The organism is Chryseobacterium sp. FP211-J200 (assembly GCF_001643375.1).
GTDB classification, from domain to species: domain Bacteria; phylum Bacteroidota; class Bacteroidia; order Flavobacteriales; family Weeksellaceae; genus Epilithonimonas; species Epilithonimonas ginsengisoli.
In genome coordinates, this window is sequence record NZ_LSHB01000031.1 from 1 (window position 1) to 25,573 (window position 25,573).

The 25,573-nt window shown below is 37.5% G+C and carries 20 protein-coding genes and 1 tRNA gene; 6 read left to right on the forward strand and 15 right to left on the reverse strand.

The genetic code is table 11. The features are described 5' to 3' along the window. Positions 1–776: 776 nt before the first annotated feature. The 8 genes from AXA65_RS19565 to AXA65_RS10930 all read right to left on the reverse strand — a co-directional run bounded on the left by AXA65_RS19565 (position 777) and on the right by AXA65_RS10930 (position 14,267). Complete coding sequence (locus AXA65_RS19565; RefSeq protein ID WP_086048176.1) at positions 777–1,145, reverse strand: VanZ family protein; 369 nt, start codon at positions 1,143–1,145, stop codon at positions 777–779. Further along, on the reverse strand, positions 1,138–1,515 hold the full coding sequence (gene gcvH, locus AXA65_RS10900; protein WP_063970137.1) for a glycine cleavage system protein GcvH: 378 nt from the start codon (positions 1,513–1,515) through the stop codon (positions 1,138–1,140). Before gcvH ends, AXA65_RS19565 begins: the two co-directional genes overlap by 8 nt. 149 nt (positions 1,516–1,664) lie before the next feature. Next, complete coding sequence (sprA, locus tag AXA65_RS10905; RefSeq protein ID WP_063970138.1) at positions 1,665–8,798, reverse strand: cell surface protein SprA; 7,134 nt, start codon at positions 8,796–8,798, stop codon at positions 1,665–1,667. 42 nt (positions 8,799–8,840) lie between these two features. Then, entirely contained in the window at positions 8,841–9,425 is a 585-nt protein-coding gene (ruvA, locus tag AXA65_RS10910) for a Holliday junction branch migration protein RuvA (RefSeq protein ID WP_063970139.1), read from the reverse strand. Between the two features lie 171 nt (positions 9,426–9,596). Next, positions 9,597–10,439, reverse strand: a complete 843-nt coding sequence (locus AXA65_RS10915; protein ID WP_086048173.1) for a leucine-rich repeat domain-containing protein — start codon at positions 10,437–10,439, stop codon at positions 9,597–9,599. Positions 10,440–10,550: 111 nt separating this feature from the next. Further along, positions 10,551–12,833 (reverse strand): NADP-dependent malic enzyme, encoded by a 2,283-nt coding sequence (locus AXA65_RS10920; protein ID WP_063970141.1) that lies wholly within the window; start codon positions 12,831–12,833, stop codon positions 10,551–10,553. A gap of 264 nt (positions 12,834–13,097) precedes the next feature. Then, positions 13,098–13,958 carry a hypothetical protein gene (locus AXA65_RS10925; RefSeq protein WP_063970142.1) on the reverse strand — a complete coding sequence of 287 codons (861 nt, stop codon included), beginning with the start codon at positions 13,956–13,958 and terminating at the stop codon, positions 13,098–13,100. Positions 13,959–14,012: 54 nt separating this feature from the next. After that, on the reverse strand, positions 14,013–14,267 hold the full coding sequence (locus AXA65_RS10930) for a hypothetical protein (protein WP_063970143.1): 255 nt from the start codon (positions 14,265–14,267) through the stop codon (positions 14,013–14,015). 262 nt (positions 14,268–14,529) lie between these two features. Between AXA65_RS10930 and AXA65_RS10935 the strand changes: the two genes are divergently transcribed. The 4 genes from AXA65_RS10935 (at position 14,530) to AXA65_RS10950 (ending at position 18,308) form a co-directional block, all read left to right on the forward strand. Then, positions 14,530–14,988 carry a GtrA family protein gene (locus AXA65_RS10935; protein WP_063970144.1) on the forward strand — a complete coding sequence of 153 codons (459 nt, stop codon included), beginning with the start codon at positions 14,530–14,532 and terminating at the stop codon, positions 14,986–14,988. A 30-nt stretch (positions 14,989–15,018) separates the two neighbouring features. Then, entirely contained in the window at positions 15,019–15,747 is a 729-nt protein-coding gene (locus tag AXA65_RS10940; protein ID WP_086048174.1) for a lysophospholipid acyltransferase family protein, read from the forward strand. A 73-nt stretch (positions 15,748–15,820) separates the two neighbouring features. Continuing rightward, complete coding sequence (locus tag AXA65_RS10945; protein WP_063970145.1) at positions 15,821–17,269, forward strand: MFS transporter; 1,449 nt, start codon at positions 15,821–15,823, stop codon at positions 17,267–17,269. Further along, positions 17,259–18,308, forward strand: a complete 1,050-nt coding sequence (locus AXA65_RS10950; protein WP_063970160.1) for a DUF3810 domain-containing protein — start codon at positions 17,259–17,261, stop codon at positions 18,306–18,308. Before AXA65_RS10945 ends, AXA65_RS10950 begins: the two co-directional genes overlap by 11 nt. A gap of 280 nt (positions 18,309–18,588) precedes the next feature. Here the strand turns inward: AXA65_RS10950 and AXA65_RS10955 are convergent. From AXA65_RS10955 to greA, 7 genes are all read right to left on the reverse strand, one after another. Beyond that, positions 18,589–18,662, reverse strand: a tRNA-Met gene (locus AXA65_RS10955). 48 nt (positions 18,663–18,710) lie between these two features. After that, complete coding sequence (locus AXA65_RS10960) at positions 18,711–19,991, reverse strand: peroxiredoxin family protein (RefSeq protein ID WP_063970146.1); 1,281 nt, start codon at positions 19,989–19,991, stop codon at positions 18,711–18,713. Between the two features lie 61 nt (positions 19,992–20,052). Then, positions 20,053–20,277: a hypothetical protein gene (locus AXA65_RS19765; RefSeq protein ID WP_131797803.1), complete on the reverse strand. Its 225-nt coding sequence runs from the start codon at positions 20,275–20,277 to the stop codon at positions 20,053–20,055. A gap of 23 nt (positions 20,278–20,300) precedes the next feature. Continuing rightward, complete coding sequence (locus tag AXA65_RS10965) at positions 20,301–22,316, reverse strand: hypothetical protein (protein WP_063970147.1); 2,016 nt, start codon at positions 22,314–22,316, stop codon at positions 20,301–20,303. Between the two features lie 75 nt (positions 22,317–22,391). Beyond that, positions 22,392–23,567: an ATP-dependent Clp protease ATP-binding subunit ClpX gene (gene clpX / locus AXA65_RS10970; RefSeq protein ID WP_063970148.1), complete on the reverse strand. Its 1,176-nt coding sequence runs from the start codon at positions 23,565–23,567 to the stop codon at positions 22,392–22,394. Between the two features lie 47 nt (positions 23,568–23,614). Then, positions 23,615–24,004, reverse strand: coding sequence for an HIT family protein (locus tag AXA65_RS10975; RefSeq protein ID WP_063970149.1), 390 nt, complete (start codon positions 24,002–24,004; stop codon positions 23,615–23,617). 57 nt (positions 24,005–24,061) lie between these two features. After that, complete coding sequence (gene greA / locus AXA65_RS10980) at positions 24,062–24,529, reverse strand: transcription elongation factor GreA (protein ID WP_063970150.1); 468 nt, start codon at positions 24,527–24,529, stop codon at positions 24,062–24,064. 98 nt (positions 24,530–24,627) lie between these two features. Here greA and AXA65_RS10985 point away from each other — a divergent pair, with 98 nt between their 5' ends. Further along, on the forward strand, positions 24,628–25,080 hold the full coding sequence (locus tag AXA65_RS10985) for a hypothetical protein (RefSeq protein ID WP_063970151.1): 453 nt from the start codon (positions 24,628–24,630) through the stop codon (positions 25,078–25,080). Between the two features lie 27 nt (positions 25,081–25,107). After that, positions 25,108–25,557, forward strand: coding sequence for a D-aminoacyl-tRNA deacylase (gene dtd, locus AXA65_RS10990; protein ID WP_063970152.1), 450 nt, complete (start codon positions 25,108–25,110; stop codon positions 25,555–25,557). The last annotated feature ends 16 nt before the right edge of the window (positions 25,558–25,573 follow it).

Genomic DNA, 25,573 nt, shown 5'->3' on the forward strand with positions numbered 1-25,573 from the left:
ATGAACTGCGTTCTGTTCGCATCCTCAGGAATCTTGTTCTGTCATTGTTCCCGATTTGCGAGTGCAAAAGTAAAAAGTTTTTTCCAAACTACCAAAACTTTTTTAAAGTTTCTTTTCATAACCCGAAAGTCATCTTGGTATATTCTCTAACTGATCTCCTGCGCTACCCATCTCTCTCGATTTGGGTCTGCAAAGATATGTTTTCCTTTCTTATCCTGCAAGACTTTTTTTTAAAAATATCTAAAACATATCGCTACGTCTCAAACCTCCTCAATCAAGTCCCACCGGGCTCCTGTGCTACCAATACTCTCGTTTTGGTTCTGCAAATATAGGGTGGAAAAAGCTGCACTTGCAAATGGATTTAACATAAAGTTTACAATTGTGTAAAACTACCGTAATTAACAAATTGTAAAACAGTGAGATAAACTGTATTTCAAAGTTATCCACATTATGTTAAATAGCGTTCAACGGATGAGAAAGCCTGAATTTATGGGATTGCGACAGGGATAGTAGCGGTTATCCTTTTGCTTTTTTCGTTCATGAATTAGAGAAATGTGATAGGATCAAGATGTTTCTTATATATAGTATGTTTGAAACTATGTCAAAAAAAGCAAAAGATAGTAGCGGATAGCCCGGTGACAAAAATAGCGTGGGGAAAGAAACGGCTTTTTGGCAGTTGCCCAAAATATTGGAATTGGGCGATTGATGGTTTAATCCTAATTTTAGCTCTCATAAATCTATTGAACCTTGGGGATTTAATTATTATTGAAATAATTTTAGATCCTGTTTTGGAATTTTACATACCTATTATATATATAGTATGCGAGTGATAAGCCCAAAGTGTCGGCAACGGCATCCAGAAATTCCAACGAGCGGCCCCAGTTCATTGTGTCTTGGAGAATCTCCGTGAGCAATGCGTAGGAAACCAGGATGAGAAAATAATAAAGTAGGGATACTTTTGGAAATCTTACGCGGAAGAAAAATCCGAGTAGAAAAAAGATGGTGAAGTGAATGAGCTTGTCCAAATGTGGGAACATGAAGAAATATTCTTTGTTCTCTACGCCGGGACGCAAAAGCATATAAGTAAGAAATGCCCAATAAATGGGCAATGTGATCTTACTGTATTTGTTTATGAGATTATCCAACAACTTCCTGATATTCTTCTGCGGATAATAATTTGGTGAAGTCTGTGTCTTCAGCAACTTTCAATTTGATGATCCAGCCTTTTCCATAAGGATCTGTATTCAGCAATTCTGGTTGGTCTTCTAATTCTGCATTGACTTCCAAAACTGTTCCTGCGATGGGAAGGAAAAGATCGGAAACGGTTTTCACAGCTTCTACACTTCCGAAAACGTCGCCTTCGTTCAAGTCTTCGTCAACAGTGTCAACATCTACGAAAACGATATCTCCCAATTCGCCTTGGGCATAATCTGTAATTCCGATGGTTGCTGTGTCGCCTTCAACCTTGATCCACTCGTGGTCTTTGGTGTACTTTAGTTCTGATGGTGTGTTCATTTCTTTTGATTAGGTTTTGGCAAATTTAATTATATAATTAAGATATAACAATAGAATAAAAATAAATTACAAAAAAAAGAGTAAACAAAATGCTTACCCTTTTTTATAGATATCAGACTTTAGATCTAAAATCCTTTGTCAACTTTTAATTATTGATTAGCTCCACTTCCTCCAAATGTCAACGTTGCTGTAATACCAGCTCTTGTTGTAGATAATGGGAAAGCAGTAGAGATCTTGTATTTTGTCATCATCTGATCGTAGAAGAATTTCAGGTTCAGGTTCTGAGACATATTGTAGTCTGCAGATAACTTGAGACTGAAGATCTTCTGACCTCCTGTGATCTGAGAGTCATCGATCAAAATATTAGTGATCGTGGTTTTGCTATCTCTCATGGATAGATCGGCTCTCATATTAAGGTCACTTTTCACATTTCTGGTTTTCCCCTGATAATTAAGACGGATCTTCAGATCTTTCAAAATATAACCGTAACCAACTACAAACTCATTTCCTAATTCTTCCGTAAGCGTTGTATTCACCAATCCTAACATATACGTTCTATCTCTGTTGTAATTGAAACGGAACTGCATGTTGTTTCTCATCGTAACATCGAAACCAATTAATGGATAGAAAGATTCTACGTATCCAACTTGTGAGAAGGTATATGGATTGTATCTGTTCCCATTTGAGTCATAAGCTGTTTCTGAATTCTCTAAATCTCTGTTATAATAATCGATACTTGACTGAACGCCTGACATTGTAAATGTAGAGACATAAGAGTGCAAAATATCAAACTTAGAGAACTGGCTGTTGACAATTGGTAGATTTCTAAGTCCAGAATACACGATCTTCCAGTTTGGCAATGGCGTGCCTGCTTTGGTAGGATTGCCCATTTGTTTTGGAGACTTGCCTTCTATCGCTGCTTTGAAAGCCGGAATCAAAACATAGGTATTACTTTTTGTATAACCCGCCGTGAAGCCCTCTCTATCTCTAATGCCTGTATACATTTGAGAAATTGCCAGCGCATTTTCTTTGATCGACTGATATAATGCTGCGCCATCTTTGAAAGCCGTATTGAAAGTCCAAGATGTATTGGAATACGTGATCAATTCTGTTCCAAAAGCATCTCTGTATCCACGGTAATCTTCCGTTTCATTCACATTGTAAACATTGTAGCCACCTTGAACGTAATTTCTGCTGTATCTCTGCAATACGTTGAAATCTATTCTAAGGTCATTCGCAGGCATGATCTGTAAATTACCTGTAATATCTCTATTATTAAGTTCAGAATATGCATCACTCATCAACTCGGAGTTGGAAACCCAACCATTCTCGATCACTGTTCTTCTAATGTCTGCCTGAGACCCTAATAAGAATCCAATCGTTGGTCCACCAAGCGTCTGTCCATATCCGTAGAAGTTAGGTGCAGACAGTAGACCTGGCAACATGATCCCGTTGTTCTCATTGTAATTGAAGTCCAATTGCTTGAATGATGTCAAAGCATATGCGATCGCCTGAACTGGCGTCAATTTATTTTTAAATTTATAAGTTTTGAATTTGAATCTGCTATTCTTCTTCGTGAATGCCGTGTTGTAAACATTGTTAAGTGAATCTATCTCCTGACGACGCTTCTGCATCTTATCCGTGATCTTCCTGAAGTAACCGAACTTGTTGAAGAATTTCGGAATATCAACTGTGGATGTTGCTACGATCGCATTGGTATTCTGGGAAATATTACCCAGATTTTCTATCCTACCATCGAACTCAACATTCCTCGAAGCAGTAGATCTTGCATTCCAGTTGTATTGGAACTGATAACTTAATTCTGCGTTGATGAAATCCAAATATGGGAAATATTCAAACGGCAATCTGTAGTTCAACTGTGCTCTGTGGTTATACAAAACAGGACGACCAGCACGGAACGGATTTCCGAAGATCGAACGGTTGTTCATAGCGTTCACATCGATCTGGTCATTCAAAGTTTTTGTCTCAGAATTGATCTCCAGTTTCAAGGATTTGGTAAAATTAAATCCTAAACTATACTGCCATCCGAAGAAGAAGTTTCTGTTTCTAATGACATCGAAATCTGACCCACCGTTCCCCGAAAGAAGTGCATCCACATTTCTATATTCCAACTCATTGTAATTTCTGTCCAAGATCGTTCTGAAAGATAATCTCGTAGGAACCGGATTGAAATTGAATTCCTTGATCCATCTCAGATATTTGTAAGATTTGGCCGTGTCGCTGACCATCTTGTTGAATGGCTTCAGAACATACGGTTTGAAGGTATAATTGTATTCAACATAACCTTTCAGATATTGTTTGTAGTTCTTTTTGGTATAGACATCACGATAGAAATCATCGTTGTAGATCGCTGTGACACTTAAGTTTTCTACATCATAGAATTTCGGTTTTTTGTCCGGATTCATTCTATCTTTTCTCATGTTCACCACACCGATGCTTCTCTGCTGCGTGTAAGTGCTTACTACTTTTTTGAGTTCAGCTTCGTTTGGAGCTTTGGTAAGTTCCACATCGTTATCCAATGGATTGTACTTAGGATTGGTCATCGTCTGAGTGTAAGAGTAGTTCACAGGAATCTTCATCCCTACTTTCTCTGGCAAGAACTTGTCTACATTCACAGTGGTGTTGATGCTGAAAGCAGAATTATCATCCTGAGATCTTTCTGATGGTTTCTGATCGATCGCACCGAATCCTACTGAGGCGTAAGATGCATTGGCATTCACCATTGCAAAATCTCCTAGGTTGAAGTTAAGACTAGCATTACCTGCATACCCACCTTTGTTCTCGATCTCGGAAAGACGGATCTCATTCACCCAAAGAACCATATTGGTTGCCGGAGGATCAGCTAATTTATTCGCTGCTGTTGTATTTCTAACTCCAATCATAATGGTCGTTATATTACCAATACTTGGACGACCTTTTATATATATTTTCTTATCTGCTTCTGCGGCACCATATTCCTCATATAAAAATCTTTCATCAATAGGTAAACTTCCAGCTCTTAGCAATTCATCACGTTTCAGTTTTCCATTTACAAAGTTTTCCAACTCTAAGTTGACATCATTCTCCGATGGCCAAATATCCAATTGTGTGGTTGCATTTTTTGCGGTATAGTTAAGAGATGCTTCATATTCGTAGTAGTTGTCTGTGGCATCACTACCAAAACGAATAAAGAATTTCGCGCCTTTGTCAACACCAGTTCTTGTAGGACGATCCAGATCTTCTGCGTGAACAAACAATTGAAGTTTTTTGTAACGACGCATATCGAGACTTGTATTTTTGAAAACACCTTTTGCTTGTCCAGAAAGTCCATTCACCTTCATATAAAGTGAAGATTCATTTTGTCTTTGTGCACCTGCATTTCCACTCAAAACCTGTCTGTCGATTCCTGGAGGCAAGACGTATGGCGGCGTTCCCAATGCATTCTCTTCCAAGTTGACACTTCCAATATCAAAATTAGAATTATCAATATCAGCAGTTCCTTCATTGGTTCCAGTTCCACCAATTGCTATATTTTTGGTATATTTTCTCCAGTCTGACCTTACTAGATCGAAAGATCCGAATCTAAGAGTAGAAGTCTGATCGAAACCTTTCATCAATAATCTTGCGAATCTCACATTGTTAAGAACAGAATCATCTGAGCCCTCTACTTTTGTGTTATCGTCGTAATTAGCAACTGGAATTCTGAACAAATACCATTTTACTTTTTTGGATTGTCCGTTCTCAAATTTAACATCTACTTCTTTTACATCTACAATTTTATTTTCTCCCAAAACCATACTTGTTGGAGCAAGGTCAATTGTATATTGGTTGTAATTTTCTGTTTGGTCTAGATTATAATCTCTGTTTACATCTTCCGCATCAGGCGTCTGTGTTGCCACTTCCAAAGTATTGGCCGCTGAGTTTCCTTCCGGTCCACGGAAATATTTGTAGCGCTCCGTCAAAGATGATGCAAGATCACCTTGGAACTGATCGGACAAATAGAATACGAAATTATCAGAAGCCGGATCCAATTCATTGGTTACAGGATTGACAAAGTCCACCCCGAATTTTGCCTGCTCCTGAGTTCCATCTAGACCATCATAACCTAGATCTTGCTGACCTCTCTCGTCACCTTCCGATGAGAATGCATAAAGGATCGGGAATTGATTTGGCTGAGTTCCCCAATTGGTGTTGGAAGTATTGGAAGCTACACTTGCCGTAGGTAAACCATTTTCGTACTGTAATTTTCCATCTTTCAAAACATCTTCGGAGACGTTTCCTAATTGCAGCAATAGTTTTGGATCGCTACCCAAAGTACTTCCATCTGCATGTGGATCTTGTAGCCAGAATTCGACATAATCGATATTGGATGTTACAAAGTTGGTCACACTGATCGGCCTCATAAGTCCTGCCCATCTTTGGGAAGCTGACTCGTTGCTTGGATTCACATTGTAAGGACCTCTTTGTTCTGGATAATATGTAATATCAAAAGTATTAAGAAGCGTCTGCTCACCTGCCACGTAATCTCTGTTGTTGTAAAGTTCCTTCATCTGAACTCTTCTAGAGGCAAAGTTTGAAAGTGCAGCCGCATTGATACCATTTGGAGCATTGCCACCAACACCGTAGAATCTTGGATCAATGGTGTACCAGGACAATAATCCTCTACCATTGCCACTTCTGAGATCATCATTGTTGACTGTTTGTGGGAAAACTGCCGGATCATCCTTATTTTTTTCAGGACGAGAAGCAAGACTCCACATGGCAGGTTCTTTCAAAGAAATTTTGGAAGTGGTCTGCTCGAAGTCATCAATGTAAGATTGGTCATTGATCCCTTTGCTTTGTCCCGGAATCAAATATGCGCCTTCCGCTTTGAAGTTTAAATTCGAAGGGGCTTCTGTATTGATGAATGGGATCTTATCCGTCAATCTTGTCAGGAATGGCAATTCGTTATTGTACATCACATTGAATCCTGCCATTGTATTGCTGACAGCTTCCTGACCATAATTTACTTTTTGGGTCAATGGTCTTTCGGAGTAGTTGACAACTGTAGCACCAACTGTCAAATGCTCATTGAATTTTCTCTCAAGGTTAAGTCCCCAGAAACTTTTTCTCTGCGTATTAAAAGTCAATTGATTTTCTAATGAAATATTGATCGCCTGTCCAGACTGCTTCACAGTTTCATTGATGATCGTAACCGTTCCCAGCATATAATCCACGGTGTAGTCTACACCTTCAACTAATTGAGCTCCGTTTGCAGTTACTTTTACAGAACCTTGTGGAACGTTGATTGCGCCAAGAGAAATCCCTTGACCTTGTGCCCCTTTGTAACGACCTTCTATTGTATAACGCTGAGCAAGTGAGCTTTCTGAAGCTTGCGCTTTCTGTTTGCTATACAAATCATTAAAAACATAAGGTGTCTTATCTGCGTTTGTCAGTATTCCTTCCAAGTACGCCCCAAATGGTTTTGCTTTTGTAAAAATTATTTTCCCATTTTCCGCATCTACGGTAATTCCATTTACAAAATCGAAAACGCCATCACCTTTTGTTCCGTCTGAATTATTTTGTGAATCTCCATTAACGTTCAAACGGTCCAAATTGAACAATCTCAACAAGTTGGTGTCTGCTGGAAAAGGTGCATTGGGATTACCATAGACCGCTCCTGGCAAATAGTTGACTTTACCTCCAGAACTTGGATCTCTGAAATTGATATTCAATAAGAAATCCTGAGCCTGCAATTGATTGGAATTAAGGGAATAGATATTCTTCATCATCAGTTCCCACATTGGAGAACTTGGTTTAACAGCGATATTGGATTTCAAAAGTTTTGTGATCAATACCGGATTTTCCTCAGAAAACTCTCCTACTTTATAAACCGTGCTTGAACCATTGATTGTGTATGAGTACGAAACCGCCAAAAACTGGTTGTCATTAAGCCTTTGATTCAATGACATGTAACCCAATTGCGTATTGAACTTATATTCCGAAGTATTAAGTTTTCTCGCTTTGGCATTGGTAATATACTGCTCTCCCGAAACATAAGGCACTGATGTTCCTTGTGAATTTGGAAAAGATCTTCCGTTCAAAGTGCTGTACGCCGTATTGATATCTCTGATACCTCCTAGAGTAGACGCGATCTGATTGTATAGATTATTATTGGTATTGGTAGGTATTACACCGTCCTGATCTCCCAAATCTCTAATCCCTACAATCGGTTTTTGAGTTTCAAGATTAGCCCCACCTTGATCCAAGACCCAAACCTCCATTCTTGTAATGTTGATCCTGGAATTGATGAGTGGATAATTGGCCAAAGAAGAATCATAGTTATCCAAAAAGTAATGTCCCAGATAGTAATGCTGATTATCTTCATAATCAAAGGCGTTCACTTTGAATGTACTCATTGTTCCGCCACCTTGTGCTACGATAGTTTTCGCTTCGCCTTGTTGTTGTGAAAACACCAAAGTTCCGGTTGTCTTACCCATCTGGAATTCTGTTTTGAGACCGAATAAAGATTGTGAACCTCGAATCAAACTCGTAGAAAGTGGCATGCTGATGTTACCAACCTCTACCCTTTTGATGATCTTATCTTCAGGATCTTGTCCTTTTTCATTAAGACCTTTTGATTGTAAGTCTTTCCAAGAGCCTTTGGCCTGCCAAACCATATTCATACGATTTTCAAAAGCAAAACCACTTTGGGTGTCATAATTGGCTTTCAACTGGAGATTTTCACCAACTTTCCCCGTAATTCCCAATTGGATCCTTTGCTGGATATTGATGGCAAAACTTTTTCTGTTTTGGGGAAGAATCAATGGATTATCGATTTTTTGAGACAAAACACCTAGATCAAATGATGCAAAACCTTGTGGGATCAACTCGATCTTGTTGCTGCCAAAGATATTTTCGAACATCTTGTTCTTGATCGTGATCGCTGGTATCAAGCCTTTTTTCTTGGCATCGGTCTGGTCTTTCCTCTTGGAAAGATCATTGAGAAGAGATTTTTCTTCGTAATAAGAACGCAGATTATTCTGCATGGTGTAGTTTTTGTATTCTTCAAACGTCATTGCGATTGGAGGCCCTACAACAGTGTTCCCAACTTTTGGATATAGATAATACATTCCCGTACCGATATCATAGAAAGCATCGTAACGGATAGGATCAGCCAAACTGAAATCCTTCCTCACGCTTACTAAACTATCGGAAGGCACATCTTGTGCGAAAACGTTTGTAAAACCTACAAAAACTAAAAAAAGGAGGGTTAATTTATAAAGGTAAATATTTTTCTTCACTTATATTTTTTTAAGAAATTGATGATAAACTACCACCAAATGTTAAATGTTTTTTAAAATCTCTTTCACTAATTCTTCAATAGAAACTTCAGGATTTTGCTTTAATATCCTATCTGCGATCTTCTCACTCACTTTCCTGGAAATCCCTAAAACTTCTAAAGCAGATAACGCCTCATTCTTGATTTTATTGTTTACCAAATTAGAAAGTTTTTCTTCGGAAATGCTGAATCCGCCAACCTTATCGCGAAGGTCTATGATGATACGTTCGGCAGTTTTCACACCTATACCTTTCACTTTTTGAATGATTGCACTATTGCCAGAAAGTATCGCATTTGCAGCGTCTGACAAGCTGAGAGAAGATAGTAAAATGAGTGCAGAAACAGGCCCAACACCATTAACACTTATTAACAGGTTGAACATCTCTTTTTCCTCCTTTGTGAAAAATCCGAAAAGCAGATGCGCATCTTCACGAATGATCTGCTGGATATATAGAAAAACCTCAGAATTCAACTTCAGGTTTTGGGAAGTTTGTAGGCTCACGCTCACATAATATCCGATTCCATTGACGTCGACGACGACAAATGTAGGTGTCAGTTCCTGAACCAAACCTCTTAAAGAATAAATCATTGAAATACAAAAATTAGGGTTTTGCGAAGATATAAATTTAACTGAAACATAAAAGCCATCTTAATAATTAAAATGGCTTTTTATCAATATTTCTTTAATAAAATCAATGTTTTTTATACTTTGTCGTTGGCAAACCGAAAAATTGGGAATATTTGAATAAAGTGAATCAAATCATTTATTATCGAAATATATTTTCCCAAATGCCAATTTCGACCTAGTGAACTTCAGGTCTTCTTCCGAGATAGGATTTCCATGCAAAACTATCTCCTCCAACAAAAGCAAATTTGAAAGATCTAAAGAAAATGAAGTGATCTTGTTATTTTCCAAAGCGAGTACTTTCAGACTTTTTAATTGATTTAATTCCGGATCAATTTTTTCAATCTGATTATTTTCCAAAAACAAACCCCATAAGTTTGGTAGATGATAAACAATATTCGGAACCATTTTTATCTTGTTATTATTTAAATTAATTCGTCTTAGCTTTTCAAGATCTTTGATAGAAACAGGGATTTCTTCCAATTGATTATCATCTGCATACAGGTCTTCTAAATTTTTGAGATTGGATATAGAATTTGGTAAATTCTTCAACTGATTTTCTGATAAATAAAGGTTTTGTAAATTGGTAAGATTTCCAATATTTTCTGGCAATTGTTTGATCTGACTGCGCTCCAACGAAAGTTCTTCCAGATTTTTCAGATCATAGATCGCATCAGGAATTTTCAAGAGAGATGCATTATCGATGACCTTAAGCGTTCTTAATTTTTGCAAACGTCCAATTGACTCCGGCAACTTCTTCAATTTTGGATTAAACGCAATGATCAGATTCTCCAGATTGACCAGTTTATCGATAGACTCTGGCAGTTCTACCATGTCTTCATCATCAGAAATAGTTAGATTCTTCACCTTTAAAGGTTCTTTGAAAGCCTCTTTCAATGATCCATAAAATTTTGTTTGCGTGTGGAAAAAACCACTCATGAAAACAAATAGTAATAAAATTAACTTTACTTTTTTCATATTCTAACTTCTAATTTGAATGACTTGAAAACGAAGTTAAGAATTAATAATACAAAAAAGCCATCTTAGTAATTAAGATGGCTTATCATATTTATTCAGATTTGAAAAAATCTATTTTTTCTCTTTCGTCTGCGCGTCCAAAACTGCAATAGTAGCAAGATTCACAATCTCGTCTACACTCGATCTCATTTGTAGAACGTGAACTGGCTGATCTAATCCCATCAAGATCGGTCCGATGGTTTGAGCCGCTTTCATTCCTCTGATGATCTTGTAAGAAAGATTGGCACTTTCAAGATTTGGGAAAACCAAAACATTGGCTGGGTTGGTTCCTAATTTTGAGAAAGGATAATCTGCCAAGTGATCGCTGTTCAAAGCAAAATCTGGTTGGATCTCTCCGTCAACGATCATCTTAGGATATTTCTCGTGAAGCATCTTTACTGCGGCCGCTACTTTTTTGGAAGATTCTCCTTTTGCGGAGAAGTTCTCATAACCCAACATGGCGATCCTTGGTTCAATAGCAAAAGACTTAACCGTGATTTCTGCCATTTTTGCGATATCGACCAGATCTTCCGCAGAAGGATTTTTATTAATGGAAGTATCTGCAAAGAACAATGGTTTCTTTTCTGTCAGGATCATCATCATTGCTGCCACTTTATTTACACCTTGTTTTTTAGGAATGATCTCCAAAATAGGTTTCAGAATGGATGCATAACTTTTAGAAAAACCAACGATCAAAGCATCTGTATCGCCGTGAACCAACATCAATGGCCCAAAATAATCGCGCTGTCTTACATATCGTTTTGCTTTGTACTCATTGATTCCTTTTCGGTTTCGAAGATCCCAAAGTGTTTTTCTGTATTTTTTGCGGGTTTCTTTGTTTTCGTCATCATTCGGATCGATGATAGGAATATCGAGATCCATCCCGAACTCTTCCATTCTTTGCTTGATCAACTTTCTGCTTCCTAACAAACTAGGAAAAGCGATCCCTTCTTCCTGTAGAATCTGTGCTGCTTTCAGAATATTGTACTCTTCTCCGTTTCCAAGCGTTACTCTTTTCGGGTTGGCTTTGGCGCGGTTTTGCATCATTCGAACGAGCTTTTCGTCGCGACCCATTCTATCCAACAATTGATTTTCGTAAGCTTCGAAATCTTCGATTGGTTTTCCTGCAATTCCACTTTCCATGGCTGCTTTTGCAACAGCGATAGAAACTTTTGTGATCAATCTATTATCAAATGGTTTAGGGATGAAATATTCTTTCCCGAAACTCATATTCGTTACATTATAAGCCAGTTTTACCATTTCCGGAACTGGTTCTTTTGCAATTTCTGCCAAGGCGTAAACCGCTGCCAACTTCATCGCTTCATTGATTCCTCTTGCCTGAACATCCAACGCACCACGGAAAATATATGGAAAACCAAGAACGTTGTTCACCTGGTTCGGATAATCACTTCTTCCAGTTGCCATCATCACATCTGGTCTTGTAGCCAATGCAAGGTCATAACTGATCTCTGGATCTGGATTTGCCAAAGCAAAAACAATTGGATTTTCTGCCATCGAAAGCAACATCTCTGCAGACATTACGTTTCCTTTTGACAAACCGATGAAAACATCAGAACCTTTGATAGCATCTTCTAAAGTGTCGATGTCAGTTTGAGCAATGAAATCCAATTTCTCGGGTGTCAGATTTTCTCTTCTTTGATTGATGACACCTTTACTGTCACACATCAAAATATTTTTCGGATCAAGACCTAATGAAATGTACAATTTTGCACAAGCCACTGCGGCTGCTCCTGCTCCATTGATCACCATTCTCACTTCACCAATTTTCTTTTCTGCGATTTCCAAAGCGTTTATCAAAGCGGCTGCAGAGATAATTGCTGTTCCGTGCTGATCATCGTGCATCAATGGAATATCCAATTCCTCTTTCAGTCTTTGTTCTATATAGAATGCTTCTGGCGCTTTGATATCTTCCAAGTTGATCCCACCGAAAGTTGGCGCAATTGCTTTTACTGTCTCGATGAATTTGTCAGGATCTTTTTCATTGATCTCGATATCAAAAACATTGATGCCTGCAAAGATCTTGAAAAGCAATCCTTTTCCTTCCATTACAGGTTTTGAAGCTTCGGGACCAATGTCGCCCAAACCTAGAACCGCTGTTCCGTTGGAGATCACGGCAACCAGATTTCCTTTGGAAGTATATTCGTAAACTTTTTGAGGATCCTCGTGGATCGCCATACACGGCACGGCAACTCCCGGAGAATAGGCTAGCGAAAGATCTCTTTGTGACGAATGCGGTTTTGAAGGAATGACTTCGATCTTACCTTTTGGTTCCTGACTGTGATAATCTAAAGCGGCCTTATCGAAAGCGATCTGATCTCTTGAATTTTTTGACATTTTTAATTTCTTTTGAGTGGATCAATCGGTTGAAGATGACCCACAGGTTTTTATTATGACTCTGCTGCGTAAGGGCGGAGGGCATTGTTGGGGCTCTTTTTTGTTTTTGACTGAAAATTTCTTCCGAAAACCTCAATATGAAAAAACAAAAAAAGCGACTGCCCGTAGACCGGCCCGCTTGTTTTTGCTGGACTGAAAATATCCTTTTACAGACTCAGTGTGATAAGCAAAAACAAAGGGATACGCCCCAATATTTATGCAAAGTTAAAGTTTTGGAATGATATAGTCACGATGATAATTCACCAGACTTTCTATCGGTTTCTGAACAACGGTTCCAATTTTCAGATGGAAATCAGAAGCAGCTGCCCGAAGGATATCCTCGAAAAAATAGGCTATTGAACCGATGAAATTGACCTCGCTCTGGCGGCACTCTTCGTACGGCATCACCTGAAACTCAAGGAAGTTCTTGAGTTCTTTGTAAATGAAATTCTGAAAATACGGATGCGTTTTCCTGTCTACAATGAAGCGTGTAAAATCTGCCATGTAAGCGTTCGCCCGGGGATTGTGGTACATATTTTTGAGCAGATCATCGATGTTCAACTGATAAATCTCAGTAAACTGCTGGTGTAGATCTGGCGGTAATTTCTTCATAAAATAATGACGCACCAATTGCTTCCCAAGCGCACTTCCGCTACCTTCGTCGCCAATGAGAAAACCTAAAGAAGGCAATTCGGTTTTGACTTTTTCGCCATCGAAATAGCACGCGTTGGAACCAGTCCCGAGAATACATACAATTGCCGGAACACCTCTGTAAGCAGCATAAGCCGCTGCGAGAAGGTCCTCCTTGATATTGACCTGAGCGTTGAGAAAAACTTTTTGAATTTCCCGCTCGACAATCAATCTGTTTTCTGGTATTCCGCAACCGGAGCCGTAGAAGAAGATGTTTTCTATGTAATCGTGGAATTTGGAAAGTGCCTGATTGTTTTCTATTTCGGGCGCGATCAATTCTGCTTTTATAATATTAGGATTGAAACCGATGGTCTCGGTCTTGAGTACTTCTGTACCATCATTTTCCAGGATAACCCAGTCGCATTTGGTAGACCCTCCATCAACAATAGCAATCATATCAATATGTTTTAAAATGCTAATGTAATATTTTTTGGGAAGATTTTGTGAGAATTATGTCGATTGGTCATCTTGTACCAACCAATCTTCGATCTCATCTTCCAGGTATGAAGTCTGAAGTTTGATGGCATTGATGAAATCGTCGGGGATGCTTTCTGCAGTCTCGTTGCTTTCCATATCCCAGAGTTCATCGGACATCAATTCATATTCTGAATAGATTCTTTTGAACCTGGAGCTGCTTTTTTCCAATTCCTCAATTTTTTTTTGCTGAGGCAGAAATTTTCTGTACGGTCTGTTAGAATTTTTCATTTTTTGTAATAATTATTTTGTGAGTGTGGTGTCTTGACAAGCGATGAAAAAATTTCCCGGCTGAATTTCTAGAGCCAGGATTGCGTTACATCGTCGATTAATATTAAGATTTCCGTAAATAATTAGACTAAAAATAATTAAATACTCAATGATACTTTGTAAAACCTTAATATTAAATAAATTTAAAAATAATATTGATACAAAAAAATAATTTAACTATTATTTAAAAAGATTTAACAAATCGTATAAATTTGCAGACGAAATGAAACAATTACTACTTCGTCACAAGCAAATTCTATTTTTTATCATCGCCGGAGGTTTGAGCGCCATCGTCGAAATTGGAAGCTTCAAACTTTTCAGTGTTTATCTTCCAAGGGTTTTTGCGAGTGAATATAATCTGTACGGTATCAAATATCCTTTCAGTAATATCTTTTCTACAAGCTGCGGCATCATCACCAATTATTTCCTGAGCATTTGGTTTGTTTTTGAAAGAGGGAAGCATTCCAAAAGGAAAGAGTTCGCTTATTTCATTTCTGTTTCGGTGGTTTCTACGATTATCAGTCTGATCCTGTTCCAGATTTTATACCATTATGTTTTCAAAGATGCGTTCGATCTAGGTTTCTATGTCTTGTCACAGGAAATGATGAGTAAAATAAGTTCTATCCTGATTGTTTCGCTCCTTAATTATTCGGTAAAGAAAAAAGTCATTTTTAACGGATAAAATCATATTTTTGAACTAAATAGATTATTAATGAAGGTTTTGTTGGTTTATGCCTGGCGGTTTTGGATGATAGTTGTGGCAACTATTTTCACATTGATCTTTTTTCTCCCAGTTTATCTCTTATCCATCCGAAAGGAAGATTACAAGGCCTGTTACTTCTTCATCCGAATCTGGGCGATGGGAATTTTCTACGGTACGGGTTTCCGATATCGGATCATTAATAAGACCGATAAAAAAATCGATAAAAATCAGCCGTACGTTATCATTTCCAACCACACTTCTTTGATGGATGTGATGATCCCGTGTATTCTTTTCCCCAATCATCCACTTTGCTACGTTGGTAAAAAAGAGCTTGAGAAGATTCCGGTTTTCGGAAGTGTTTACAGACGAGTCTGCGTGATGGTGGACCGGAAAAGTGCGAGAAGCCGCGCCGACGTCTATAGAAGATGTGCCGAAAGGATGAAAGACGGACAAAGCGTTGTCATCTTTCCAGAAGGTGGCGTTCCGGATGACACGAGTATTATTCTCGACCAATTCAAAGATGGTGCATTCATCCTTTCTACCAAACATCAATTTCCGATTGCGGTTTACACATTTGTAGGGTTAAAAGAAATGTTTCCTTTTGATAATAAAAAAGGATATCCAGGACGCGTTGATATTTTCTTCAATGATATCTTGACGCCCAACACTCCATTGAAAGAACTCAAGGAAAAAGCGCACGAGGAAATGCGATTGTCTCTTATTGAGAAATTAAAATAATTATTCTACCAATAAGACTTTTTACTTACATTTGTTTTTGAATATTAACCTTAAATTAACAATTAAATAAATAATGGAAACACAAAAAACCAATTGGGCACAGTTTATCCCGCTAGTCACCGTTTTTTTCTTTTGGGGATTTGTCGCGGCTAGTAACGACATCTTGATTCCAGTTTTCAAAAAAGCATTTGATTTGACACAAGGTCAAAGTCAGCTTGTATCAGTAGCTTTTTATATTGCCTACACAGTTGGTTCCCTCATTTATATGTTGATTTCATTAGCCATTGGAAAAGATCTGGTCAATAAAATTGGTTATAAAAACGGATTGGCGTTGGGACTCTTAATTTCGGCCTTAGGAACATTATTGTTTTATCCTGCTGCAAATCTTCAGTCCTTTCCATTGATGCTTGCCGGATTATTTACGGTGGCACTGGGATTCTCACTACAACAGACTGTAGCAAATCCATTGGCGATCGCATTGGGACCAATTACAACTGGTTCGCAGCGTCTGACTTTGGCTGGAGGAATCAACAATCTTGGGACTACGATTGGACCTTTGATTGTAAGTTTTGCCATCTTTGGCTCTGCTGCTTCCGAGAATACCAATATGAGTATCGAAAGTGTGAAAATCCCTTATCTTGTTTTGGGTGCAGCTTTTTTAGCAGTTGCCATTTTACTGAAATTCTCCTCTTTGCCGGAACATCCAGAAACCATTGAAGAAGCTGTAAAAGAAGAAGGCACTGTGAAAAGTTCTGCTTTGAAATATCCTCAATTGTTATTGGGAATGCTTGCTATCTTTATTTATGTTGGTGTAGAAGTTTCTACCGCAAGTAACTTGCCTGCATATATGGAAACTATCGTCAATTCTGAGACTGGCGTTCTCTATACATTAAAGGAGATCTCTCCTTACATCTCGCTATACTGGGCAAGTTTGATGATCGGTCGTTGGACAGGTGCTGTTGAAGCTTTCACCGACAATATGAGTTTGCAGAAAATTTTACGTTTCGTTGCTCCATATTTAGCATTCGGAGTCTTTCTACTGGTAAATGCTGTTGCTAAGCACGACTTATCACCTTTTTATATCTATGGACTGATCATTTTAGTTCTAATTGGTGCCGATATGGCCAGTAAGGGAAATCCTGCAAGAATGCTTTTGATATTCTCTGCACTTGGCATTATCGCTTTAACAATCGGAATGTTTACGGATGGCATAGTTAGTATTTATGCATTCACAAGTGTTGGCTTATTCTGTAGTACACTTTGGCCTTGTATCTTTACATTAGCTGTAAGCGGACTTGGGAAACATACAAGCCAAGGAAGCAGCTTCCTAATTATGATGATCATGGGCGGTGGAATCGTGAGCTGGCTGCAAGGTGTGGTCTCTGAAAGTATCGGAATTCAGCACAGTTATATTGTTGGGATTTTATGTTTTGCTTATTTGGCTTTCTACGCTTGGAAAGTAAGTGGAATTTTGAAAAACCAAGGCATTAGTTTTGATAAAAAAGTATCAGGTGGACACTAAAAAGAACATCTTTCTTAAAAATAAATTTTGGGCAATCATTCTGGTTGCCCAATTTTCGTTGTTCTATATCTTATCAAAAATAGATTTCGCAGTTGATTTCTTTTCTAATCTTTTTGAATGGAAAAAAAACTTTCACGTTTTCTTATTTTCGAAGTTTGGATTTTCAGTTGGCGATCTTATTTATACACTTGTTTCACTTTATCTAGTCTTTACAGTCATCAATCTTATTAGAAAGAAAAAAAGTGAGACTTTGAAGCAACTATTCATTTTCATTAATATCACGTATTTCATCTATCAGTGTTTTTGGGGAACGTTATATTTTCAAAAACCGATTATTGAAAAATTACCGAAGAAAGAAATTACAGACATTGAACTAAAAAAACTGACCATCAAATATCTGGCACTTTGCAAAAAAACGAGAGAGAAAGTTTCGGAAGACAAAAATGGCATTTTTACAATAAGTGATTTTAAAAAAATTGAGAAAGAGATCCTATCTCAACAAAACAATTTGTCATCTCAGATCACGTCAAAGACATCAATTGAAACTTTATCTGTAAAACCAAGTCTGTACAATAATCTGATGAACTATACAGGCATTTTAGGTTATTACAATCCCTTCACGGCCGAATCTCAATACAACCCTAATTTACCACCTACACAAGTCCCATTTACGCTGGCGCACGAGATGTCCCATCAGCTGGGATTTGCCCGTGAACAGGAAGCAAGCTTCATCGCTTACCTGTGCGCTAAAAGCACTAATAATGTGGATTTGCAGTACAGTGTTCAGCTTTATGTTCTTAAAAGTCTATTGAGGAATCTATCTGTGAAAAACAAAGCCTTTGTGAAATGCATCCTGTCACAATATTCGGAGAAAATGAAAAAGGACAGACTAAGCGAACTTGAGTTTTTGAAAGATCACGAAAGCGTTTTAAGCGATGTCTTCGGATTTACAAATGACCTATTCCTCAAATCAAATCAGCAAGATGGTAGTATTAGCTATTCTTATTTCATTACGCTTGTTGCTCTGTATGAGGCATAAAAAAAGAATCGTACACGAGGTACGATTCTAAAAACACAAATGATGAAAAAAAATTTATTGCTCCTGAGTGATTGTCTCAAAAGCCCCGTAAAAGTACAACATTTGGAAATAACCTCCAATTATATTTTAATAATAATTTAAAATAACCTGAAAACAATTAATAATCAAAAAGTTACAAACAGATGATTTTGCAATCCATTGTCTCGCAAAGAAGCAATAATTCAAAATCTAGAAAATAAAATAAAAAAACTCTTTTCTAATAAAAGAAAAGAGTTTGTAGTAGCGAAGACGGGAATTGAACCCGTGACCTCAGGGTTATGAATCCTGCGCTCTAACCGACTGAGCTACCTCGCCATTTTTTGGTGGTGCAAATATAAGGATATTTTGCTTTTCACCAAATTTTTAATTGACTTTTAAGTAATCTAAAACATCACCCACATGATTTGGTTTGCTAATGATTTTATTATCAGCATCTAAGACAAAGTAAGTTGGTGTCGCCACAATGTTATAAGTATCTCCATAGGAGCTGTACCAGCCTTTTCCTTCAGAATCATTGACCCAAGGATAGATATTGGCTTTATTCTTAAACTCATCCAAATTACTATCTAAAGAAAAACCGATAATCTCTATGTTCTGAGCTTTCAGTTTATCATATTTTTCCAGAAGTTTTGGCAACTCTGCCTCGCAATGAGAACACGTAGAAGACCAGAACACTACGATTTTCTTAGAAGCTTTGATATCGTATAGAGATTTCGCTTTTGTATGGATAGCATTCACGAAATTATTGTTAGGCATCTTGGCACCGATCTCTGTATTCTTATTGGCTTGTATTGTAGATGCCAATCTGTCGTTGATGGTACATTTCAGGTTATTAGCTTGGGACAAATACTTATCCTTTAACTTATCCATCCCATAGGTATTGAATATCTCGATCAACTCGGACATGATGGTCTGTCCTCTGGGTGTTTCCAGATTTACAGCTTCCAAAAGTTTATCTACGTTGCCTTCGACATTAGATTTTGATACATTCAGAAAATTAATAAGTGAAGGTTTCAAAATAGTTGAAGTTTCCAAATACTCTCCTGATCTAGAATAGAAATTGATGAAATCTTCCGGTTTCAATTCAACACCTTTTTCCTGTACAGAGTATTTCTGATTTTTGTTATAAAAATCAAGGAAAGGATGATCGGTGTATGCAGAAACATCTTTGTTTGATAAAGTACTGATCTCTGTCTCCAAAGAGCTGTAAAACTGATCAGACGGCTTGTAATAATCTTTGATCTGAATTAATGCAGGTAAGATCAACTCTTGTTTTTTCTGACTTTCTACCTCACTGCTAAAAAGCTGATTGGCCTGATCCTGAAAAGTGACATTAGAGATCTTGTTTTTGCTATCAAGGTCAATTCTAAAGTTGATATCCTTATTCTCGGAGACCATATTGACAGAGGAGTTTGCTTTCTTAAAAAAAGCTCTCATCATTCCTACATATTGCTTATCGATTTTGAAAGATGCAACATTGTTGGATACTTTTGCTTTGGAATATAAGATCTCTTTTGAACCGTTGAAGCCGTAAAGATAAATTTCTGAATCTGATAAGTAAGATGGTATTTCTACCTTAACATTAAACTGTGCGAAGGAATATGCCGACAATAAAATGCTACTCGCCAATAATATTTTTTTCATTGAGTAAAAATAAAAAAAACCCACTAAAAAAGTGAGTTTAATATATTAAAAAAAATATAATTTATTCTATGATCCTTTGTTTTTGTTTCAGTACAAAAAATACGATCATGGCAATTGCCAAGACAAACAAAACGAAAGTGTAGGCATCTATAGGAGACGCTGGATATCCTCCAATACCTCCCGATTCTGGATTATCTGGTGGTGGCGGAACTGATTGTGCGAAACTCAATATACTTATTAATACTAACAAGAAGCTATAAGTTCTTTTTGATAGTAAATTCTTCATATGCATGTATTTGTGTGTGTGTCCTAGTTAATAATTTTTTTGATAACAACTTCTCCCTTATCAGAAGTAGCTTTTACAACGAAAACGCTTTTTGCCTGATAGTTAAGGGGAATGGTATAGTCAGTGCATGTAGATATCTGTGATTTTGAATTCAGAAGTTGTCCAGCTGCAGAATAAACTTCTACTGAAGCATTTTTCCAATCTTTAGCAAACCTTACAACCCATTGAGAATCTTTTTTTGCAATAACGGTTTGAGCTTTAGCAGCATTATCTGTTCCTAAAGTTCCACCTGCCGGCATCTCATAATATAATCCTAAATTCTGTTGAGAACCATTCATCGCTATACTATCTCCGTCTACGATCTTCACAAATTGACCATCAGCATTTTTAAAGTAGAAACTATTACCATTTGAAAGTCCGTCTGCTACTCTTTCTCCTTTTTCATACACCTCAAACTTCAATTGATAAGGTTCGTCGGCAAAATCTATATAAAGAGGAATTTGTTTTGATTTGAAATCGATCTCATTGGCTTCATTGATGTAAAGCTTATCATTGTAGTTGGCATCCAAACCACCGTCATATTTTTCTTCTTTTGTATAGATCCTTCTGTCACCAGAATAAGCTTGTAAAGTTGCTAAAGTACTATATCCATTTTTTGCCGAAGGTGAGATGGCGTAGTAGGTTCTGTCTAGTTCGTAACCATCCAAATCATACATTACTACCGCAACCTGTTTTACGATCTTATCAGCATCAATACCTTCTAGGTTAGAGGTAGACTTATTGGCAGTTACTGAATAATCTGTTCCCAGTAAACGAGATGTAGCATTAAATCTTCTTGTTCTTGTCAAATTAAGAGTCTGGGTAGTCTGCTCCTGGCTGGGATCTATTTTTAATTTCACAATGAAAGCGCCCATAGGCTTTATCATTGTACTCTTTACATCTCCTGCCTGGAAATAACCATCAGAAATTTTTAATACTACTGCTGGACTTGGGTATTTAGATCCGATTGCTACATTCCAGTTCACATTACTATTTCCATAATAAGCTACACCTTCCAGGTCAGCAATACGGTTACCATCACTTCCATTATTGACATCATCATCTGTTCTGCCAATAAACTTCAGATCCAGATTTGTAAGGAATGGGTTTGCCAATTGATAAAGATTCAAGGCATAATCCGCTGGCCAACTAGACGACCTTCTAAAAGGATCATCTAAATAACTATAATATCTTTCGCCAAAAAAGTTTGCGGCGTTGCCATTTACTCCAAATCCTCCGGTGTATCCACCCGTTAGAGTCATTTGAACATTACTTGGTGTCAAATCGGATGCTGGAGTTCCTCTAAAAGTTTTCTTCTCTGTGGTCGGATTCCAAAAAAATGTCCCATCTGCTTTTCTTCTAGGAAGAATATAATAGGTCATCGGACTGATGAATGCAGCTGATGGATTTCCATTAGCATCATAAGCAGTTCCGCCTTTGGCAACTTGATCGAAACGTGCTCTTGCGTTGTTCCACCAAAATACAGATGCTATATTGAATCTTCCAGAAGAATTGTTGGTCGTATTTGTAACATTCAGATTTCCTGCTCCAAATGCATCCTCCAGTTGAGTAGTAGTAAAATTATAGAAAGGTAATCCTGTCTGTTGGTTACCTGTAGGACCATTCAAAAATTCTGAAGTATATTCCTTATTCACTACGCCAGAAATATTACCTTGTTCAATTCCTGTTATATACAACTGCCCATAATCTGTGGCAGCATTTGTAGTAGAAGCTACGATTCTAAAAGTAGATGAAGGATCTATAATCAGTTTCGGATTCGTAGTGGTATTTCCCGTAGGAATACCATTCAGCATAATATTACCAGCATTGTTAATAGTAGATAAGCTAGCTGTCTGCAAACCTCCACCGTTGTACACCAAAGTCTGAGGCTGAATGGTCACCAAAGCTGAATTCCCTACATAAGTAAGAACTTGAGAAAAGCCCATACTAGAGAAAAATCCTAAATTTAATAAAAATAATTTTTTGATCATTGTGTTCATATTATTTGTGTGTTTATCTTGCAAAGATATTACATTTTTGAATATTCGGAAATAATCTTCCAATTATTAAAGATTTTATAATATTGAGTCTATTTTCACCTCTTGATTATTTTCAATATTAAACATATAATCTTCCAATACTTTTTCGGTTGTCCCTCGCAATCCTCGAGCTCCAAGTCCCTTACTCATAGTATCTTCCACTATTTCTGCTATCGCTTTATCCGTAAATTCGAGCTTCACATCATCCATTTTAAAAAGTTCTGTAAACTGATTGACGATTGAATTCTTAGGTTCTTTCATAATTCTTACCAGCACCTCTTTTGTCAATTTCTCAAGATAGGTGATGATTGGAAACCTGCCCAAAAGCTCTGGGATCAAGCCAAAGCTCTTCAGATCGATCGCATTGATCTGACTTAGGATGTAATCTTCATCCTCAGTTTTCTCCAATTTATCTTTAGAAAACCCGATCGCCTGTTTGTTCAATCTCCTTTCGATGATCTCTGTCATCCCATCAAAAGCACCTCCAGCAATAAAAAGAATATTCTGTGTATTGACCTGAATATACTTCTGATCTGGATGCTTACGTCCTCCCTGAGGTGGAACATTCACGATGCTTCCTTCCAGAAGTTTCAACAATCCTTGCTGAACACCTTCTCCAGAAACGTCACGCGTAATACTAGGATTATCGGATTTCCTCGCGATCTTATCGATCTCATCGATAAAGACAATTCCTTTTTCAGCTTTTTCCACATCATAGTCTGCCACCATGAGCAATCTGGAAAGGATACTTTCAACATCTTCTCCAACATAGCCCGCTTCTGTAAGGATCGTAGCATCTACGATACAGAATGGGACATTCAGTTGTTTAGCGATTGTTTTTGCCAACAATGTTTTCCCTGTTCCAGTTTCCCCTATCATGATGATGTTGGACTTTTCTATCTCCACTTCACGGTTTTCGTCTTTAGCGTGGAGTATTCTTTTATAATGGTTGTAAACAGCAATGGACAATTGTTTCTTCGCCTGGTCTTGCCCGATCACATATTCGTCAAGGAAAGATTTGATCTCTCTTGGTTTTTTCAACTCAGATAAAGAGGATGCCATAGTAGTTTCCGGGCTTTGCGTTGCACTATCTTTTACAATTGCATGGGCCTGTTCTATACAATTTTCACATATAAAGCCATTTTGTCCAGAGATCAGAATTTGAACTTCATTCTTTTTTCTACCGCAAAATGAACATTGATTTGGATTCATAAATATTTTGAATTCTATTAATTAAAAAAAAGAAGCCGAAACTTCTTTTATGCATTTATTATGGATTGTTGAATTTCTTTGTACTCGTCAGCTGAAAATATAAGCCTAACATTTTTAAAATTAAGGTCCTCAATACTATTAAGAGGGACAAGGTGTATATGGGCATGAGGTACTTCCAATCCCACTACCGCTATTCCTACTCTTTTGCACGGAATCGCTTTTTTGATCTGTTTTGCAATATCCTGTGTGAACGCCCAAAGATCTTTGTAATCTTCAGCTTCCATATCGAATATCAAATCGGTCTCTTTTTTAGGAACGACCAATGTATGACCTTTTACCAATGGCATTGCATCTAGGAAAGCGATATGTTTATCGTCTTCTGCAATTTTGTAACTGTCGATTTCCCCATTGATGATCTTTGAAAAAATACTGCTCATAATATAATATTGACCTTTAAAAATCTCAGCAATTATTAAACCAATATGACCTCTATTCTAAAGTGAGATCTCTAAAACTTCGAAAGAAAGTTTGTTACCATTTGGCAAAATGATATCAGCCGTTTCTCCTACAACTTTACCCAAAAGCCCTTTTGCAATTGGTGTATTCACAGAGATCCTTCCAGATTTTATATCGCTTTCATTATCAGGAACAAGTGTAAATTTTTGCTCACCTTTTGTAGCATTGTTTTTCAACCTAACTGTAGTCATGATAGAAACTTTGCTTAGATCCAGCTGTGTCACATCGATGATCTTGGAAGTAGATACGATATCTTTCAGTTTAGAAATTCTCATTTCCAACATGCCTTGCGCTTCTTTTGCAGCATCATATTCTGCATTTTCAGACAGGTCGCCTTTATCTCTTGCTTCAGCAATTTGCTGTGTTATTTTTGGTCTTTCTATGGTTTCAAGTTGTTCTAGTTCAGACTTCATTTTGTCCAAACCTTCTTTGGTTACGTAGTTCATAACAATAAAATTTATCGTTTGTATAAAAAAATAATCCGACCTTTGCCGGATACTATTTTGTCTCAGATTGAGTTTACAAATATATAATTAATTTTGAAATGAAGATCAAAAAAAACCTATCTCTTTTTATATCATTACTGACTTTCAGTTTATTAACTTTCACCAGCTCTTGTAGTGAACGTAATGAAACCGTGAGTTGCTTTCCCAATGCAAATGTTTCCGTTCAGCTCAATCTCAGTTTGCCATCTTATTACGCATTGCAAAATGTCGGAGGTTGGGTCGATGTCAACGAAGAGGGATCTGGAACCAGAGGATTGATCGTTGTCCGGATCACCAGCGGATTCAAAGTTTATGACAAGAATGCGCCACATATTTGTCCAGACAAAGACACAACTTTGGAAGTTAAAAATGGAACCGCGATCCATTGCCCAAAAGATAATGCAGAATGGATTCTCATCACTGGACAACCTACCGCAGTCGCAAAGATAGCGCCTAAAACTTATGGCTATAGTTTCGATTCCAATTCCAATATTTTATCGATCTATAATTAATTTTAAAGTCTAATATTTTCTTTTAAAATGAAAGTTGTTCTCCAGCGTGTTTCCAAAGCCCATGTCAAAGTTGATAATGAAATTGTCGGAAAGATAGAAAAAGGTCTAATGCTGTTAATCGGTGTTGACGAAGCAGACGAAATTTCCGACGCAGATTGGCTTGTGAAAAAAGTCTTGGACGTGCGGGTTTTCTCAGATGAAGATGGGAAAATGAATCATTCTGTAAAAGACATCAATGGCGAGATCCTTTGTATCAGCCAATTCACTTTAATTTCCGATTATAAAAAAGGCAATCGACCATCGTACATCAAAGCGGCAAAACCGGACAAAGCCATTCCTTTATTTGAACACTTCAAAGAAGAGATCAAAAAATCTGGTTTGAAGATAGAAAGCGGCATTTTTGGCGCAGACATGAAAGTTTCCCTGATCAATGATGGCCCAGTAACTTTGGTCTTTGACAGCAAAACGAAACAGTAGATCAATAATAATCACA